The sequence below is a fragment of the Vibrio sp. 1CM8B genome (assembly GCF_023161685.1).
GTDB classification, from domain to species: Bacteria; Pseudomonadota; Gammaproteobacteria; order Enterobacterales; family Vibrionaceae; genus Vibrio; species Vibrio coralliirubri.
On sequence record NZ_JALNTU010000012.1, the window covers coordinates 76,506 to 93,592 of the forward strand.

Annotated in this window: 15 protein-coding genes; 10 read left to right on the forward strand and 5 right to left on the reverse strand. The window is 45.3% G+C overall.

Annotation, left to right across the window (positions count from 1 at the left end):
* Nucleotides 1-5: 5 nt before the first annotated feature.
* The gene (locus tag MSG36_RS19165) at nucleotides 6-353 is read right to left on the reverse strand and encodes a 5-carboxymethyl-2-hydroxymuconate isomerase (protein WP_050632402.1); all 348 of its coding nucleotides are present in this window, start codon (nucleotides 351-353) and stop codon (nucleotides 6-8) included.
* Nucleotides 354-602: 249 nt separating this feature from the next.
* Between MSG36_RS19165 and tpiA the strand changes: the two genes are divergently transcribed.
* Nucleotides 603-1,373: a triose-phosphate isomerase gene (tpiA, locus tag MSG36_RS19170; RefSeq protein ID WP_017061158.1), complete on the forward strand. Its 771-nt coding sequence runs from the start codon at nucleotides 603-605 to the stop codon at nucleotides 1,371-1,373.
* Nucleotides 1,374-1,523: 150 nt separating this feature from the next.
* Here tpiA and pfkA read toward each other — a convergent pair whose 3' ends face one another.
* The 3 genes from pfkA to MSG36_RS19185 all read right to left on the reverse strand — a co-directional run bounded on the left by pfkA (nucleotide 1,524) and on the right by MSG36_RS19185 (nucleotide 4,386).
* Nucleotides 1,524-2,486, reverse strand: a complete 963-nt coding sequence (pfkA, locus tag MSG36_RS19175) for a 6-phosphofructokinase (protein ID WP_017061160.1) — start codon at nucleotides 2,484-2,486, stop codon at nucleotides 1,524-1,526.
* Between the two features lie 317 nt (nucleotides 2,487-2,803).
* Entirely contained in the window at nucleotides 2,804-3,712 is a 909-nt protein-coding gene (gene fieF, locus MSG36_RS19180) for a CDF family cation-efflux transporter FieF (RefSeq protein ID WP_029235400.1), read from the reverse strand.
* A gap of 164 nt (nucleotides 3,713-3,876) precedes the next feature.
* A complete protein-coding gene (locus MSG36_RS19185) occupies nucleotides 3,877-4,386 on the reverse strand; it encodes a CpxP family protein (protein WP_017061162.1) in 510 nt (169 codons plus the stop codon).
* A 446-nt stretch (nucleotides 4,387-4,832) separates the two neighbouring features.
* Between MSG36_RS19185 and MSG36_RS19190 the strand changes: the two genes are divergently transcribed.
* The 4 genes from MSG36_RS19190 to trmL all read left to right on the forward strand — a co-directional run bounded on the left by MSG36_RS19190 (nucleotide 4,833) and on the right by trmL (nucleotide 8,152).
* A complete protein-coding gene (locus tag MSG36_RS19190; protein ID WP_017063670.1) occupies nucleotides 4,833-5,522 on the forward strand; it encodes a response regulator in 690 nt (229 codons plus the stop codon).
* Nucleotides 5,522-6,901: an envelope stress sensor histidine kinase CpxA gene (gene cpxA, locus MSG36_RS19195; RefSeq protein WP_017061164.1), complete on the forward strand. Its 1,380-nt coding sequence runs from the start codon at nucleotides 5,522-5,524 to the stop codon at nucleotides 6,899-6,901. Before MSG36_RS19190 ends, cpxA begins: the two co-directional genes overlap by 1 nt.
* 76 nt (nucleotides 6,902-6,977) lie before the next feature.
* Nucleotides 6,978-7,595 (forward strand): superoxide dismutase, encoded by a 618-nt coding sequence (locus MSG36_RS19200; RefSeq protein ID WP_248369321.1) that lies wholly within the window; start codon nucleotides 6,978-6,980, stop codon nucleotides 7,593-7,595.
* A gap of 77 nt (nucleotides 7,596-7,672) precedes the next feature.
* The gene (trmL, locus tag MSG36_RS19205; protein ID WP_009844716.1) at nucleotides 7,673-8,152 is read left to right on the forward strand and encodes a tRNA (uridine(34)/cytosine(34)/5-carboxymethylaminomethyluridine(34)-2'-O)-methyltransferase TrmL; all 480 of its coding nucleotides are present in this window, start codon (nucleotides 7,673-7,675) and stop codon (nucleotides 8,150-8,152) included.
* Nucleotides 8,153-8,333: 181 nt separating this feature from the next.
* Here trmL and MSG36_RS19210 read toward each other — a convergent pair whose 3' ends face one another.
* On the reverse strand, nucleotides 8,334-8,858 hold the full coding sequence (locus MSG36_RS19210; protein WP_086971595.1) for an FxsA family protein: 525 nt from the start codon (nucleotides 8,856-8,858) through the stop codon (nucleotides 8,334-8,336).
* Nucleotides 8,859-9,142: 284 nt separating this feature from the next.
* Between MSG36_RS19210 and aspA the strand changes: the two genes are divergently transcribed.
* From aspA to arcC, 5 genes are all read left to right on the forward strand, one after another.
* Nucleotides 9,143-10,594 (forward strand): aspartate ammonia-lyase, encoded by a 1,452-nt coding sequence (gene aspA, locus MSG36_RS19215; protein ID WP_019821539.1) that lies wholly within the window; start codon nucleotides 9,143-9,145, stop codon nucleotides 10,592-10,594.
* A 180-nt stretch (nucleotides 10,595-10,774) separates the two neighbouring features.
* The gene (locus MSG36_RS19220; protein ID WP_017061168.1) at nucleotides 10,775-12,082 is read left to right on the forward strand and encodes an anaerobic C4-dicarboxylate transporter; all 1,308 of its coding nucleotides are present in this window, start codon (nucleotides 10,775-10,777) and stop codon (nucleotides 12,080-12,082) included.
* 510 nt (nucleotides 12,083-12,592) lie between these two features.
* Nucleotides 12,593-14,041 (forward strand): YfcC family protein, encoded by a 1,449-nt coding sequence (locus MSG36_RS19225; RefSeq protein ID WP_017062726.1) that lies wholly within the window; start codon nucleotides 12,593-12,595, stop codon nucleotides 14,039-14,041.
* Nucleotides 14,042-14,850: 809 nt separating this feature from the next.
* Nucleotides 14,851-16,074 (forward strand): arginine deiminase, encoded by a 1,224-nt coding sequence (arcA, locus tag MSG36_RS19230; protein WP_017062724.1) that lies wholly within the window; start codon nucleotides 14,851-14,853, stop codon nucleotides 16,072-16,074.
* A gap of 72 nt (nucleotides 16,075-16,146) precedes the next feature.
* Nucleotides 16,147-17,058 carry a carbamate kinase gene (arcC, locus tag MSG36_RS19235; RefSeq protein ID WP_019821541.1) on the forward strand — a complete coding sequence of 304 codons (912 nt, stop codon included), beginning with the start codon at nucleotides 16,147-16,149 and terminating at the stop codon, nucleotides 17,056-17,058.
* Nucleotides 17,059-17,087 lie beyond the last annotated feature (29 nt).

Consider the following 17,087-nt stretch of genomic DNA (forward strand, 5'->3'; position numbering starts at 1 on the left):
AATGGTTAGTTTATTACTTTTTGAAAGCAACTTTTATCCATATCACGAATATTCACCGTTAAGCTTCTTACATGACTCGCTTGTTCTTGCAGGACCTGCATTAACGATCGTGACAGTTCTCGCTTTTGCTCTTCCGTTCGTCCCGAAAGTAACTCAAAGCTGATATGAATAAAGTCTACACTATCTTCCTCATCACCGACTAACCAATTATGGCAACGCAATGAACGAGACTTCACTGACGGCACATCAAACAAGCCACATGTGAGAGCGACTTGGTGGAGATCTTCCAGTAAGCCTTGGATATTTACTCGCTCATCCACTGAATTGGAGTACTCTAGAACTAGATTCGGCATTGTTACTTCCTGTTGTTAACGCAATCGTTTGTCCCTTAATAACAACTAACGATGAAAAATCCGAGAAGTTAGCTATTATTCTGTCTGCCGGATCACTGATATATGCTCAAAATCTACTCTGACCATTGAGTAAGATCCAAGAAAGTCATGACCACAGTCATGATCTGTTGATATTAATCTGTTATATTATTTCGTAATAAAGTTTACTTTTTTACATTCGATTTATTTAAATACTTTGGAGATATTCCTATGCGTCATCCTGTAGTTATGGGTAACTGGAAACTAAACGGCAGCAAAGAAATGGTTGTTGATCTACTAAACGGTCTTAACGCTGAACTTGAAGGCGTAACAGGCGTAGACGTAGCAGTTGCTCCACCAGCACTTTTCGTTGATCTTGCTGAGCGTACGCTTACTGAAGCGGGCAGCGCGATCATCCTAGGTGCTCAAAACTCTGACCTAAACAACAGCGGTGCATTCACTGGCGACATGTCTCCAGCAATGCTTAAAGAGTTCGGCGCATCTCACATCATCATCGGTCACTCTGAGCGTCGTGAATACCACAACGAATCAGATGAGTTCGTAGCTAAGAAATTCGCATTCCTAAAAGAGAACGGCCTAACTCCAGTTCTTTGTATCGGTGAATCTGAAGCACAAAACGAGGCAGGCGAAACTGTTGCAGTATGTGCTCGTCAACTTGACGCTGTTATCAACACTCAAGGTGTTGAAGCTCTTGAAGGCGCTATCATCGCTTACGAACCAATCTGGGCTATCGGTACTGGTAAAGCAGCTACAGCTGAAGATGCACAACGCATCCACGCTCAAATCCGTGCACACATCGCAGAGAAATCTGAAGAAGTTGCTAAGAAAGTTGTAATCCAATACGGCGGTTCTGTTAAGCCAGAAAACGCAGCAGCTTACTTCGCACAACCAGACATCGACGGTGCTCTAGTTGGCGGCGCAGCTCTAGACGCGAAAAGCTTCGCAGCTATCGCTAAAGCAGCAGCTGAAGCAAAAGCTTAATTTAAACTTCACCGTTTAGATTAGATGAAAGGTCAACTTAGGTTGACCTTTTTTATTGCCTGTCATTCCAAAAACCTCAAACGGCAGGCACAAAAAAACCGCTGAACAATCAGCGGTTTTTAAATTCTTTAAGCGAACGCTAAGCGTGGCTTAGAACAACTCTTCTGCAACGCGGAACAGCTCAGAACGGTCTGGGTTCTGCATGTTCTCGATACAGTCGATGATGTCGTGGTGAACAAGTTCTTCTTTCTCGATACCAACACAACGACCACCGTGACCTTCTTGAAGAAGGTGAACAGCGTAGTTACCCATGCGAGAAGCAAGTACACGGTCAAATGCAGTAGGACGACCACCACGTTGGATGTGACCAAGAACCGTTGCACGAGTTTCACGACCTGTTGAAGATTCGATCTCTTTAGCCAGTTCGTTAGCATCCATCATTAGCTCAGTTAGAGCGATGATTGCGTGCTTCTTACCTTTAGCAATGCCATCTTGGATGTTGCTGATAAGCTGTTCTTTATCTAGGCCAGTCTCTGGAGTAATGATGTACTCACAACCACCCGCGATTGCTGACATAAGCGTAAGGTCACCACAGTGACGGCCCATGATTTCAACAATAGAAATACGTTGGTGAGAAGAAGACGTGTCACGTAGACGGTCAATTGAATCAATAACAGTGTTAAGCGCTGTTAGGTAACCGATTGTGTAGTCAGTACCCGCGATATCGTTATCGATTGTGCCTGGAAGACCGATACATGGGTAACCCATTTCAGTCAGCTTCTTAGCACCCATGTAAGAACCGTCACCACCGATAACAACAAGTGCTTCGATACCGTGCTTCTTAAGGTTCTCAATGCCTTTCTCACGAACAGCAACGTCTTTAAATTCAGGGAAACGTGCAGAACCTAAGAAAGTACCACCACGGTTGATCACGTCAGATACGCTTGAACGGTCAAGCTTTTCGATACGGTCTTCAACAAGGCCTTGGTAGCCATCGTAAATACCGTAAACTTCAATGCCAACTGATAACGCAGTACGAACAACGCCGCGAACTGCTGCGTTCATACCTGGAGCGTCACCACCACTGGTCAAAACACCGATCTTCTTAATCATGCTCACCCTCGATTTTTGGGAATCTATTATTCAATTCTTGTTCTTGCTGATTGTATATCAACAAGATTTTAAATCTATATTTGTGCGTTATGTTACATTTCCTCAACAGGAATAGCACTCAAATCGCGTAAAATTATGTAACATTTCTACTTCTGTAAGAGTATTACAGTTTTACTCAATAACTTTGTTGATTCACATCAGAATCAACATTAATTGTTACTAAGGTGGTTTTTGAATCACCTAACAGTTAATAATTTTTACTCACTTTAGTTCAAAAGCCACTCACTTACCATTTGCCCGCTGATTTTTAGCACGCATTACCACGAGTGGAATTTCTGCTGCTTCTCTGGTCCAAATACGACCGAATACGGGTCTTGGTGAATTAATACATCAGCATCAGGGAACACGGAGATAAGCTTAGCCTCTACTTCGTCAGAAATGCGATGCGCTTCAATAAGTGGGATATTATCTTCCAATTCTAGATGCAGTTGAATGAAGCGAATTGGCCCCGAACGACGTGTTCGTAATTGATGCACACCCAACACGCCTTCCACGCTCAATGATGTCTCTTTAATCTGTTTCAGCTCATCATCTGGCAGCTTATGATCAAGCAGAGACTGAACCGCTTCCATCGCCATTTGATAAGCGCTGTACAGAATGTAGATACCGATACCGACCGCGAATACTGAGTCCGCCTGACCAATCCCAAACCAGCTCAATGCCAATGCCAACATGATCGCGGCGTTCATATAAAGGTCTGATTGATAATGCAGTGAATCGGCCGCAATAGCTTGGCTGCCTGTTTTGTTGACCACATGCTTTTGGAATCGAACCAAACCGAAGGTCATCACCATCGCAAATAAGCTGACATAGATACCAATCTCTGGAGAGTTCAGTTCATGAGGTCGGAAGAAGCGCTCAATACCATTGAGAATAAGGAAACACGCTGAGCCTGAAATAAACATCGCCTGCGCTAATGCAGCGAGAGATTCAGCCTTACCATGACCAAAGGTGTGCTCTTTGTCGGCAGGCTGCAGAGAATAACGAACCACGATAAGGTTAACGACAGAGGCCGCGATATCCAGCATTGAATCCACAACGGAAGCCAACAGACTCACAGAACCTGTCACCCACCACGCTGCGACTTTCACTATTAATAAAATAGTGGCGATGGTGGTGGCTGCCCAAGCGGCGAGCGTAACTAAACGTGCGTATTCTTGTTTCATAACTTGGCTATAAAGTGACTGATAGCACAAAGTATAACCTGCAAACCACCAATTGAATATGACAGCCATGATGTAAAACATTCATTTTTAAGGATCAAAAAAAGCGACACTCGGCCGCTTCTTTCTAAACACTTTCATTCAACGCTGATTTCTCAAGCAATGAATTACTTGTCTTTGTTCATGCGTTTTTCCATTTTGTCAGCACACTTAGTCATGCGCTCTTGTTGGATTTCTTTCAGTTGAGTCTTTTGCTCAGCCGTTAGTACGCTCATCATTTCGTGTTGCTTCTTAAGCATTGCTACGCGACGCTCAGTTTGCTTCTCAACCATTTGGCTTGCTAGGTCGTTTGCTGCTGCTTCGTCAAAGTTGTCAGCCAGTACCAATGCTTGAACTTTCTCTTGGTGCGCTTTCATTTTCGCCATTTTATCGGCTTTATTGCCAGCGTGTTTTTCTTTCATCTCTGCACGATTCGCTTCGCGCATCTCTTTCAATTCTGTTTTTTGTGCATCAGTCAGGTCTAGTTGACGCATCACTTTCTTATCGAAGCCACCACATTTACCGTGCATGCCTTTGTGGTCGCCTTTATCGCCGCCGCCATATGCGAACGCGCTTGCTGTACCTAACATTAGTGGAAGTGCCGCAGCTGCTAGTACAAGTTTCTTAGTCATTTTCATAATTGTTGCCTCAATTCGGTATAATAAGTCATGTGTTGCGTCTGTTTCTCAGCGCTTAGATATAGATTAGTCTTTCCCTCGTAAAGTGACGTTTAGAAAGCGTAAAGAATCGTAAAGAGTGAAAGTTGACGAATAATTAGCAGTATTATGAGGGCATGTTGATCTTTCGAGCTGATTTTTGCAGCGAGTTGCCTGGGTATTTCTACAAGACAGAGGCTTTGATGTGTAGCTAGCCTACATGAGAAGCCGATAACGCAGTAGAAATGACCAGCAAATGCTGCCCGAAGGGTTCGGCTAAAAGCGTTTACTCTTTGTTGAGGGGAATTTGCTTAGAATGACTAGGCTACTTCCCCCTCGCCGCGATTAAAACGCTTTTATCTCGAACAAAATTTAACCGCGAAAGGCCAACATGCCCTAAAGTGTAAATAACCAATTAAGGCTTCCCAATGGCGAACATTCTTCTTATTGATGACGACACCGAGTTAACCAGCTTACTCAAAGACATTCTGAGCTTTGAGGGCTTCACTGTTTCCGAAGCCAATGATGGCTATGCAGGACTTGAAGCTATCAATGATGAGATTGACCTGATTCTTTTAGATGTGATGATGCCGCGTCTTAATGGCATGGAAACACTAAAGAAACTGAGAGAAAATTGGGAAACACCCGTGCTAATGCTGACCGCAAAAGGCGAAGAGATCGACCGTGTGATTGGTCTTGAACTTGGCGCGGATGATTACCTGCCTAAACCTTTCAGTGACCGAGAGTTGCTAGCGCGTATTCGAGCTATCTTGCGTCGAACTCAAACCGCCACCGCGCCGAAAGCGGCCAGTGATAGAGTTCAATATCAAGACATCGAAGTTTTCCCTGGCAAACAAGAAGCCTACTGCAATGGTGAGCTTATCGACCTCACCACAACCGAGTTCGCACTACTGAGTCACCTTATCCAAAACCCAGGGCAAGTGATCACCAAAGAAGCATTGAGCCTAGATGTGTTAGGTAAAAGGCTCGCAGCGTTTGACCGTGCGATAGACATGCACATCTCCAACCTGCGTAAAAAAATTCCCGAGCGCACTGACGGCAAATCACGCATCAAAACCTTACGAGGCCGTGGCTACTTATTGGTAGAGGAAGATTAATGCGTATACCTAAAATCACCAGCTTATATGGACGTATCTTTGCTATCTTTTGGTTCACCATGTTACTGGTGCTTTTGTCGGTGCTGTCACTTCCCCATTTAGACCCTCGAGTCGCGCGAGATGTGCCCGCAGATCACCTCGATAAACTCGAGCGTATCGCTAAAATCACAGAGAAACGCTACGCCAAAGAACCAAATCTGGGCAAAATTGTCTTCCAACTTGAGGCGCCACGCAGCCGCAAGGATTCTCGAGCTCGCATCTACCTGACCGACCTTGAGGGCGCAGTCCTTACCTCAAAAAGGCATTCAGACTACAAGCTTAAAGCGATTCGCAACTTTGTTACCTCGATAGATAACCCTGAAGTGCCGAAACAAAAACTGTACGGACACTACATGGTGGCAGGTCCAGTACCGATCAAACTCGCGGGTGAAGAGTTGTTGATGTACGCAGGAATAAAGTGGACTCAACCACCGCCATTCTTGTTACGCCTGTTTGATAGACCTCTGCAGTTACTGCTGGCGGTTATGCTGGCGAGTACCCCGCTATTGCTTTGGCTAGCTTGGGCACTGAGTCAACCCGCTCGCAGACTAGAACGCGCAGCGCAACGCGTGGCGAAAGGTCAATTCGAGGTCGATCCAACACTCGAAAAAGGTACTTCAGAGTTTAGACAAGCCGGTGAAAGCTTTAACCAAATGGTCGAAGCCGTGAATCAGATGATTTCGGGGCAACAACGCCTGCTCTCTGATATCTCACACGAGCTCCGCTCGCCACTGACACGCCTTCGCATGGCCAATGCACTGGCGATTCGTAAACAAGGTGAGAGCCAAGAGTTAGAACGTATTGATACCGAAGCACAGCGTTTGGAACAGATGATCAGTGAGCTGCTGACGCTATCTCGTATGCAGGTCGACAGCCATATTACTCGTGAGGTTCAACCTATCTCGAGCCTATGGGAAGAGATCTTAAAAGACGCAGAGTTTGAAGCCGAACAGATGGGCAAACAACTAACGTTCTCGGAGATCCCAGAACGCTCTATTTCGGGCAACCCTAAGCTGCTGATGAGTGCGTTAGATAACATTACACGTAATGCCATCTACTACGGTAAAGACCAAGTGGATGTACAGTTCCATGTGGTTCAAGATCAGCTAACAATTTGCGTCAACGATAATGGCGATGGTGTACCAGAGGATGAGCTGGATTCTATCTTCAGACCTTTCTACCGTGTATCAACCGCTCGTGATCGTAATTCTGGCGGCACTGGGCTTGGGTTAACCATTACTGAGAGTGCGATTCGCCAACACAGCGGAACCATCACAGCAACCCGTAGCCAGTTAGGTGGATTACAGCTCGAAATCACGCTGCCTATCTTACCGGTGTAATACCCCCACAAAGATCGCAGTTGATAATGATTGTTATTATCATTATGGTAAATCCTCTAATTATGGAGGATTTACCATGTCGCACACTTTCCCTGCTTTACCCTACGCTTACGATGCCCTAGAGCCTTACATTGACGCTAAGACGATGGAAGTGCATTACAGCAAGCACCATAGAACCTACTACGATAAGTTTGTTGCGGCGGTGTCTGGCAGCGAGCTAGAACAGCAATCTCTGACCGAGATCTTCGCCAACATATCTCAGCACAGCCCGGCTGTTCGTAACAATGGCGGCGGCTACTACAATCACATCTTATATTGGAACTGCATGTCGCAAGACGGCGGTGGTGAACCGACGGGCGAGCTTGCCGAGGCTATCAAGAATTCCTTCGGAGATTTCGAGACCTTCCAAGATCAGTTCGCTCAAGCGGCGATCAATACCTTTGGCTCCGGCTTTGCTTGGCTAGTGGTAGAGCAAGGACAACTGAAGATCATCTCAACCTCGAACCAAGATAATCCGTGGATGGATACCGTGGCGAGTAATGGCGAACCGATTCTTGCGCTCGACGTTTGGGAACACGCCTACTACATCAGCTACCAGAACCGTCGTCCTGATTACATCAATGCATGGTGGAACGTGGTGAATTGGAATGCCGTATCTGAAAACTACGCGCAAGCCCTAACGAACCAAGCCTAAGCTGAGGGTGGCGAACTGTACTCACTCAGCTTGCCACCGTATACTCGGGCTATCTTTGATTATTCTTGTGAACCAACATGTTTGATATCGCTCTATACGAACCAGAAATTGCACCCAATACGGGTAACATCATCCGCCTATGTGCTAACTGCGGCGCAAACCTGCACCTGATTGAACCGCTTGGCTTTGATTTTGAAGAGAAGAAGGTTCGTCGTGCTGGCTTGGATTACCACGACCTTGCACGAGTAAAGCGTCACAAGAACCTAGAAGCTTTCCTTGAGTATCTTGAGAATGAACGCGAGGGTGACTTCCGCATCTTTGCTTGCACCACTAAAACGACAGGCCACCACGTTGATGCGAAATTCCAACAAGGTGATGTGTTGATGTTTGGCCCAGAGACTCGCGGCCTGCCTGCTGAGTTCATCGAGAGCATGCCAATGGAACAACGCATTCGTATTCCAATGATGCCAGACGCACGCAGCCTGAACCTGTCTAACGCAGTGGCAATCATTGCTTTTGAAGCATGGCGACAAATGGGTTTTGAAGGCGCGGTATAACCGAACGCTCAAACTTATCTGTTATTTGTTATCTGTTATCTGTTATCTGTTATCAACAGTAAAAAGTAAGTAATAGCAGGCGACAGACAATAAAAAAGGCTCTTACCATTATCACTTTCTTGCGAAGGATAAAGGTAAGAGCCTTTTCTGTTTTTCCTCTATATAAAGAGAGAAAAATTAATTAGTTTAAGCGGTTACGATCGTTGTCGTCGTCTTTCTTCTCAAACTCACCTTCAAAGGTGTTACCGTCTTTTGAATGGTCCGATGGATCGCGATTGAATGGGTCTTGTCCAAATGGACTCTGGCCAAAACCAGCTTGTCCACCCGCATGGAAACCGCCAGACATATTGGTCACCACCATTTTTTCCATCATTTTCTTGGCAATCATCGCTCTTGGTGCTGGCAATAATACCAACATACCGAGTGCGTCCGTCATAAAGCCCGGAGTCAGCAGCAATACACCGGCAACTGCAAGCATCACGCCTTCAAGAATCTGTTGTGCTGGCATTTCGCCTTGTTGCAAACGACCTTGCACAGACATAAGTGTCTGAATACCTTGGCTACGAACCAGCGATGCACCCACAAATGCAGTGATCAGAACCAACGCAATAGTTGGCCACAATCCTAAGAAGCCACCAACTTGAATAAATAGCCCAATCTCAATGATGGGTACGAAGATAAATAGTAATAATAAGATAGGAAACACACGCCCTCCTTTGTTACTTGCAGTTTACGCTGAAAGCCCTAACAATCTCAAATTTATCCTGTAAATAAGCGTGTTTATTGACCAAGAATAACTTTGCAAAATATTGACTAAACAAAACCGAAAAAGGTGATCCACTTAATATTTTTATGCGCTAAGTACAGTATCATGTGCCACATAAGTCAGGACGGATTTATCAGCCCAATATTCTAGCGAACGGAGTATTTGCACACAGAATAGGCTAATAACTAACTATATAATCAGAATAATTCTCTAAGGATCCTGTTATGGCTACTCAATCAGAAGCTCAAGTTGAAGCTCCTCAAGCTACTCGTCTCGAAGAAGATCTATTAGGTCAACGTCATGTTCCGGCTGATGCTTACTACGGCATCCACACTCTACGCGCAGTTGAAAACTTCAACATCTCAAATGTAACCATCTCAGATGTACCTGAATTCGTTCGCGGTATGGTGATGACTAAGAAAGCGGCGGCTTTAGCAAACAAAGAGTTAGGTGTAATTCCAAGCGAAGTGGCTAAATACATCATCCAAGCTTGTGACCTAATTCTAGACACGGGCAAGTGCATGGATCAGTTCCCATCGGACGTTTTCCAAGGTGGTGCTGGTACTTCTGTGAACATGAACGCAAACGAAGTTGTTGCGAACGTGGCTCTTGAACTTATGGGCAAAGAAAAAGGCCAATACGAGTTCATCAACCCGAATGACCACGTAAACCGCAGCCAATCGACAAACTGTGCTTACCCAACTGGCTTCCGTATCTCTGTTTACAACAGCGTTCGTAAACTGATTGATGCGATCGAATACCTAAAAGGTGCATTCGAGCTTAAGAGCCAAGAATTCAACACGATTTTGAAGATGGGTCGTACTCAGCTTCAAGACGCAGTTCCAATGACGGTTGGCCAAGAGTTCCACGCTTGGGCTGTAACCATCAATGAAGAAATCAAAAACCTAGAATACACTTCAAAACTACTGCTTGAAGTTAACCTAGGCGCAACGGCTATCGGTACAGGTCTGAACGCAGCACCGGGTTACCAAGGCCTAGCAGTGAAACACCTAGCAGAAGTAACTGGCCTAGAGTGTGTAGCGGCTGAAGATTTAATCGAAGCAACATCTGACTGTGGCGCATACGTAATGACGCACGGCGCACTTAAGCGTCTAGCTGTGAAACTGTCTAAAATTTGTAACGATTTGCGTCTGCTTTCTTCTGGCCCACGTACTGGTCTGAACGAGCTAAACCTACCTGAACTGCAAGCCGGTTCTTCAATCATGCCTGCTAAAGTAAACCCAGTTGTGCCAGAAGTAGTAAACCAAGTTTGCTTCAAAGTTCTAGGTAACGACAACACGGTTTCTTTCGCTGCGGAAGGCGGTCAACTGCAACTGAACGTAATGGAACCCGTTATTGCACAAAGCATGTTTGAGTCTCTAGACATCCTAACAAACGCTTGTGTGAACCTACGCGACAAGTGTGTAGACGGCATTACGGTGAACAAAGAAGTATGTGAATCACACGTATTTAACTCTATCGGTATCGTAACTTACCTAAACCCATACATTGGCCACCACGAGGGTGACATTGTTGGTAAGATCTGTGCTGAGACAGGTAAGAGCGTGCGTGATGTGGTTCTAGAGCGCGGTTTATTAACCGAAGAAGAACTTGATGACATTTTCTCTGTTGAAAATTTGATGCATCCTCAGTATAAAGCGAAGCGCTACGAATAAAGTTAGCGAGAAAGGGCTCCAAACGGAGCCCTTTTTTAGGCTCCAATACGGTTAACCATGATTATTTTGTGGATTTCCGTTGGTTGCGCTTTTGCCAAATTGAATCTAAACCATAGAACTATTATGTGAACATTCCAGAGACGAATGTTCACATAATAAAATCTAAATGAGGTGTTACTTATGATTGCAGTAGAACTGTTTGTCGTCCTGCTCTTTATCTTTTTGGGGGCCAGAATTGGCGGTATCGGTATTGGTTTTGCCGGTGGTGCTGGTGTTATTGCCCTTTCACTTATTCTTGGCGTTCCAACAAGCCAATCTTTCATCCCGATCGACGTAATCTTGATCATCATGTCAGTTATCACCGCAATTGCTGCAATGCAGGTTGCTGGCGGTATGGACTGGTTGGTACAAATTGCCGAAAACTTTTTGCGTAAACACCCTGAACGCATCACCTTTTACGCGCCGATTGTGACCTTTGTAATGACATTAATGGCGGGTACTGGTCACACAGCATTCTCTACGCTTCCTGTTATTGCAGAAGTAGCGAAAGGCCAAGGCGTTCGTCCTTCTCGTCCACTGTCTATCGCAGTTGTCGCTTCTCAAATTGCTATCACAGCTTCGCCAATCTCGGCTGCAGTTGTGGCTTTCGCAGCGATGCTGGCACCATTTGGTGTTGATTACCTAACGCTATTGATGGTTTGTATCCCAACCACCTTCATCGCTTGTATGGTTGGTGCGGTTGTTGCTAACTACATGGGTAGCGAACTGAAAGACGATCCTGTTTACCAAGAGCGTCTAGAGAAAGGTCTAATCAAACTGGCGACAGAAGAGAAACGCGAAATTCTACCTACAGCGAAGAAAGCAACATACATCTTCCTAGCTGCGATTGGTTTTGTGGTTTGTTACGCAGCGGCTATTTCTAGCTCTGTTGGCCTAATTGAAAACCCAGCACTAGGTCGTAACGAAGCAATCATGTCTGTAATGCTAGCAGCAGCAGCGGCTATCGTGATGTTCACTAAGATTGATGCAGCGAAGATTTCTTCAGCGCCAACGTTCCGTTCTGGTATGACGGCATGTGTATGTGTACTTGGTGTGGCTTGGTTAGGTTCAACGTTTGTAAACGCACACGTAGCTGAAATCAAAGACGTAGCAGGCGCTCTACTGGCTGACTACCCTTGGATGCTGGCTCTTGTTCTGTTCTTCGCTTCTATGCTGCTTTACTCTCAAGGCGCAACAACGGTTGCACTGATGCCTGCAGCACTAGCGATTGGCGTAGCACCACTAACAGCCGTTGCTTCTTTTGCTGCGGTAAGTGCGCTGTTCGTACTTCCAACTTACCCTACGCTACTAGCAGCGGTTGAGATGGATGACACAGGCTCAACGCGTATCGGTAACTACGTATTCAACCACCCATTCTTCATTCCAGGTGTGGTAACAATCAGCACTGCGGTAGCACTAGGCTTCGCATTCGGCGGTCTGTTTATCTAACATTCGCTGGTGATTGAACATTAAAAAGGAAGCTTCGGCTTCCTTTTTTGTTTTCTGCTCAATGTGTTATTTGATACGCATCAAATAACCATTATAAACTTTAAAAACCGCCTAAAAATAAAGTTTGAATAAAATTCCAAGATTATTCAGACCGATCATAAACAACACCTACCAAATCAATCTCCTCCCACTTCCAGTTAATCCACAACGAATATTAATCCAAGCTAACTAACCAAAAAACCTAGACGATTTTTTGCCATTTCTTAGCCCGTTCATTAGCCATTATTTTTGTGAACAGCACCAAACTTAAATACCAAAGTAAGGAATAAAATAACCGCAGCTAAATTAAATCTAACTTCATTTGGATTAGTAAATATAAAAACAACCTTAATTTAAAGTCAGCAACTTTATATCGTTGAGTGCTTTATAAGTGTCCGTGTATTTACAATCTATAAATCATTAGTCGCTAATTCACATCACTTCTATTTAAGATGATGTAAGGAGATAGCCATGACAACTCAAACGATACCAAGCGAGAAAAAAAAGGGCGGCTTCTTTGCCAACTTTAAATTCCCTTCTGCCTACACCATTCTATTTATTCTGATTGCGTTCGTCGCACTGCTTACCTGGATTGTTCCAGCAGGCCAATACGACCGTGCAATGAATGAAGAGCTAGGCCGAGAAGTACCCGTAACCGGAACCTATCAAGCGGTAGAAGGTAACCCTCAAGGCGTGATTGATGTACTGCTAGCGCCTATTGACGGCTTCTACGACCACAATAGCTATGAAGCGGCGGCTATCGACGTTTCGCTGTTCATCTTAATCATCGGTGGCTTCTTAGGGCTAGTAACCAAAACGGGTGCCATTGATGCCGGTATCGAGCGCGTTACCGCCCGCTTAGAAGGACGAGAAGAGTTGATGATACCAATACTGATGGCGCTGTTTGCCGCAGGTGGTACCGTCTATGGCATGGCGGAAGAATCACTGCCCTTCTATACATTGCTAGTGCCGGTAATGATGGCAGCTCGCTTTGACCCTCTTGTTGCCGCTGCGACCGTGCTGCTTGGCGCAGGGATCGGGGTGCTGGGTTCAACGATTAACCCATTCGCAACCGTGATCGCTGCCAACGCCTCTGGTATTCCATTTACAGACGGTATCGTATTGCGCATTGCGATGTTGATTATTGGTTGGGGTATTTGTGTTGCCTACGTAATGCGTTATGCAAGAATGGTTCAAGCAGACCCAACAACATCAATTGTCTACGACAAATACGAAGAGAACAAAGCGCACTTCTTAGGTAATGCGAGCGGCGAAAAACTTGAATTCACCGCGACTCGCAAACTGATTCTGACCATTTTTGGTGGCTCGTTCGCTGTAATGATTTACGGTGTATCCGTTGCAGGGTGGTGGATGGCTGAGATCTCAGCGATGTTCCTAGCAGCAACCATCATCGTTGGTATTGTGGCTCGCATGAGCGAAGAAGAGTTTACCACCAGCTTCATTGATGGTGCCCGCGACCTACTTGGTGTTGCGCTCATCATAGGTATTGCACGTGGTATCGTAGTGGTGATGGACCGCGGTATGATCACCGATACCATTCTGTTCTCTGCAGAACAGATGGTAACGGGGCTTTCTTCGGTTATCTTCATTAACGTGATGTTCTTCTTAGAGATTCTACTGTCGTTCTTAGTGCCATCGACCTCTGGCTTAGCGGTACTGACCATGCCAATCATGGCACCACTGGCTGATTTTGCTGGCGTAGGTCGTGACCTGGTTATCACTGCGTACCAATCAGCATCTGGCTTGGTGAACCTAATCACCCCAACCTCCGCGGTGGTGATGGGTGGTTTGGCGATTGCTCGCGTCCCTTATGTACGCTGGGTTAAATGGGTGATGCCATTAGTCGGTATCTTGATGGTGTTCTGTATTGTTGTACTGAGTATTGGTGCGCTTATCTAACTAACAGCACTTCACTCCTTTCTCATCCAAAGCCGCTTCTCACAGCGGCTTTTTTATTGTTCCCTCTCCCAATGCAACCCTCTGCTACTGAAACAGCTCCTCAAAGCCATACACGCGATATTCAAGGTATCTTCTGTTCGTAGTAAAGCTCAGCCAAACTCAAAGTGCTTGCAAGAGAAGAATCAACCCTAGGTTTAAACATCAAATTAACTTGATGAAATAACACTCTATTTTCAACCGTGATGTTTAAACAAATAGTTAGTCACTTATTAGCGTTAATTATATTTAAAGTAATTTATAGCCTAATAAATAGACGAGGTTTAATGCCCTTTTTTATCAAAAAACACACTTAAACAGCCGATTTTAAAATGTGATCACAACAGCTTTATTCGCATTTACTTTGTTAATAAATAATTAATTCCACATCCAAAATTAAATATCTAAATAAAAACACTGCATACTTCCAAGCTAAGTACACTCTTATCAATAAAACCATTCTGCATATAATCTCTCGTAAATTAGATTCTAGTAAGTTTCGTCAAAAAAGCGTGCATAAAGTTCCCTAACGGCTAACTATTTAGAATGTATTAGTCATGACTGAAAGTGCATAAAGTTTGTTAAAACCCTTAATTTTAAAGGGCTGTGGGATAAAAAACGATTTGTGATAGATCTCTAAGAATACCTGACTAGCAGGCGTAATATTAATTCCAGACAAGAGATATGAATAAAATAATTCATTCTTCTCAACTGAAAATAAATAATTACTCTTAGCGATAAAAGTAATTCAAATATATAAGAGAGAGACGATCATGAGTAAGTTCTATGTAGGTTCTGAAATAGGTCAATTACGCCGCGTTCTAGTTCACCGTCCAAGACGCGCACTGACTCACCTAACACCCTCTAACTGTCACGATTTACTATTTGATGACGTACTGGCTGTTGAGCGTGCAGGTAAAGAGCATGACGCATTTACTCAAACGCTACGTGATCAAGGTGTTGAAGTTCTTCTTCTTACTGACCTATTAGCAGACACGCTAGCAGTGCCAGAAGCGAAAGATTGGCTTTTGAATCATCAAGTTTCTGATTACCGCTTAGGCAAAACTTTTGCTAACGACGTGCGTTGCTACTTGGGCGACTTACCAAACCTAGAGCTAGCAAAAATCCTAACGGGCGGTCTGTCTTACGCTGAGATGCCAATGAAATCATCTTCAATGATGCAAGGCATGCACGCACCAACCGACTTCATTATCGAACCGCTACCAAACCACCTATTTACTCGTGACACATCTTGCTGGGTATACGGTGGCGTATCCATCAACCCGATGGCGAAACCTGCTCGTCAACGTGAAACCAACCACGTTCGCGCTATTTACCGCTGGCACCCAACATTCGCAGGCCAAGACTTCATTAAATACTTCGGCGATGAAGAAAACATCAGCTACGACAACTCAACCATTGAAGGCGGTGACGTTCTTGTAATCGGTCGTGGCACGGTTCTTATCGGTATGTCTGAGCGTACAACAGCACAAGGTGTTGAGCACTTAGCATCTAGCCTATTCAAACACGGTCAAGCGAAACAAGTTATCGCAATGCAGCTACCAAAACACCGCTCTTGCATGCACTTAGACACCGTGATGACGCACATGAACGAAGATACGTTCTCTGTTTACCCTGAAGTGGTGAGTAAAGACGTGCAGTGCTGGAACCTAACTGGCGATGAGTCTGGCGCAGTGAAAGTGAAAGAGGAAGGCTACTTCGTAACGGCCATCGAAAAAGCACTGGGCGTAGACAAGTTAAACCTAATCACGACCGGTGGTGACAACTTCCATGCAGAACGTGAGCAGTGGAACGATGCAAACAACGTTCTAACGGTTAAACCTGGCGTCGTGATTGGCTACGAAGGCAACACCTACACCAATGAAAAATACGACAAAGCAGGCATCACGGTTCTTCCGATTCCAGGAGACGAACTTGGCCGCGGTCGCGGTGGCGCACGCTGCATGAGCTGCCCAATTGAGCGTGATGGTATCTAATCACTAAGACGAAACGGCCAAGTTGAACGATCTTAAATAATCTCAACTTGGCCAAAATGAGAGAACACAATTATGACTAAGCAAACTGTTGTTGTTGCACTCGGCGGTAACGCCCTACTTCGTCGCGGTGAGCCGTTAGAAGCCGATGTTCAACGCCGTAATATTGAAACAGCGGTTAAAACCATCTCTGAAATCGCGAAAGTGTACAACGTGGTTCTAGTACACGGTAATGGCCCACAAGTTGGTTTACTGGCTCTGCAAGGTTTGGAATACAAAAAAGTAAATCCATATCCGCTAGATGTGTTGGGCAGTGAGACTCAAGGCATGATCGGCTACATGCTGATGCAAGAGTTCAAGAACTATCTGCCTAACCGCAACATCTCGTGCATGTTGACGCAAATGACGGTTGATCCAAACGATCCAGCATTCGCAGATCCAACTAAGCCGATTGGCCCGATCTACGAAGAAGCAGAAGCGCGTGAATTAGCGGAGAAATTCCACTGGATCGTCAAACCAGACGGCCAACACTTCCGTCGCGTTGTACCAAGCCCACGCCCTACTGGCATTGTTGAACACGAAGCGATCACCCAACTTATCGATGCAGGCCACCTCGTAATTTGTACTGGCGGCGGCGGTATCCCAGTGAAAAAAGAGAACGGCAAATTAGTCGGTGTTGAAGCAGTTATCGACAAGGACATGTCAGCGGCTTTCTTGGCGAAACAACTGGATGCGGATGCGCTGCTTATTTTGACCGACGCGGACGCTGTTTACCTTGATTGGGGCAAACCGACTCAACACGCACTGCGCAGCACCACACCAAGTGAACTGGCGCAATTCGAATTTGATGCAGGCTCTATGGGGCCAAAAATTGAAGCATCGTGCGAATTCATTCAGCAAGGCGGCAAGGTCGTCGGTATTGGTGCACTCGAAGATGGTTTGCAAATCCTGCAAGGCTTGGCGGGCACCAACATCACCAAAGATTAATCTACTCGCGTAGCTTTTCAAACCTTGCG

Bases quoted from the DNA above. Each gene is read 5' to 3' on its own strand.
- MSG36_RS19165 (WP_050632402.1), bottom strand. From the start codon at position 353: ATGCCGAATCTAGTTCTAGAGTACTCCAATTCAGTGGATGAGCGAGTA.
- tpiA (WP_017061158.1), top strand. From the start codon at position 603: ATGCGTCATCCTGTAGTTATGGGTAACTGGAAACTAAACGGCAGCAAA.
- pfkA (WP_017061160.1), bottom strand. From the start codon at position 2,486: ATGATTAAGAAGATCGGTGTTTTGACCAGTGGTGGTGACGCTCCAGGT.
- fieF (WP_029235400.1), bottom strand. From the start codon at position 3,712: ATGAAACAAGAATACGCACGTTTAGTTACGCTCGCCGCTTGGGCAGCC.
- MSG36_RS19185 (WP_017061162.1), bottom strand. From the start codon at position 4,386: ATGAAAATGACTAAGAAACTTGTACTAGCAGCTGCGGCACTTCCACTA.
- MSG36_RS19190 (WP_017063670.1), top strand. From the start codon at position 4,833: ATGGCGAACATTCTTCTTATTGATGACGACACCGAGTTAACCAGCTTA.
- cpxA (WP_017061164.1), top strand. From the start codon at position 5,522: ATGCGTATACCTAAAATCACCAGCTTATATGGACGTATCTTTGCTATC.
- MSG36_RS19200 (WP_248369321.1), top strand. From the start codon at position 6,978: ATGTCGCACACTTTCCCTGCTTTACCCTACGCTTACGATGCCCTAGAG.
- trmL (WP_009844716.1), top strand. From the start codon at position 7,673: ATGTTTGATATCGCTCTATACGAACCAGAAATTGCACCCAATACGGGT.
- aspA (WP_019821539.1), top strand. From the start codon at position 9,143: ATGGCTACTCAATCAGAAGCTCAAGTTGAAGCTCCTCAAGCTACTCGT.
- MSG36_RS19220 (WP_017061168.1), top strand. From the start codon at position 10,775: ATGATTGCAGTAGAACTGTTTGTCGTCCTGCTCTTTATCTTTTTGGGG.
- MSG36_RS19225 (WP_017062726.1), top strand. From the start codon at position 12,593: ATGACAACTCAAACGATACCAAGCGAGAAAAAAAAGGGCGGCTTCTTT.
- arcA (WP_017062724.1), top strand. From the start codon at position 14,851: ATGAGTAAGTTCTATGTAGGTTCTGAAATAGGTCAATTACGCCGCGTT.
- arcC (WP_019821541.1), top strand. From the start codon at position 16,147: ATGACTAAGCAAACTGTTGTTGTTGCACTCGGCGGTAACGCCCTACTT.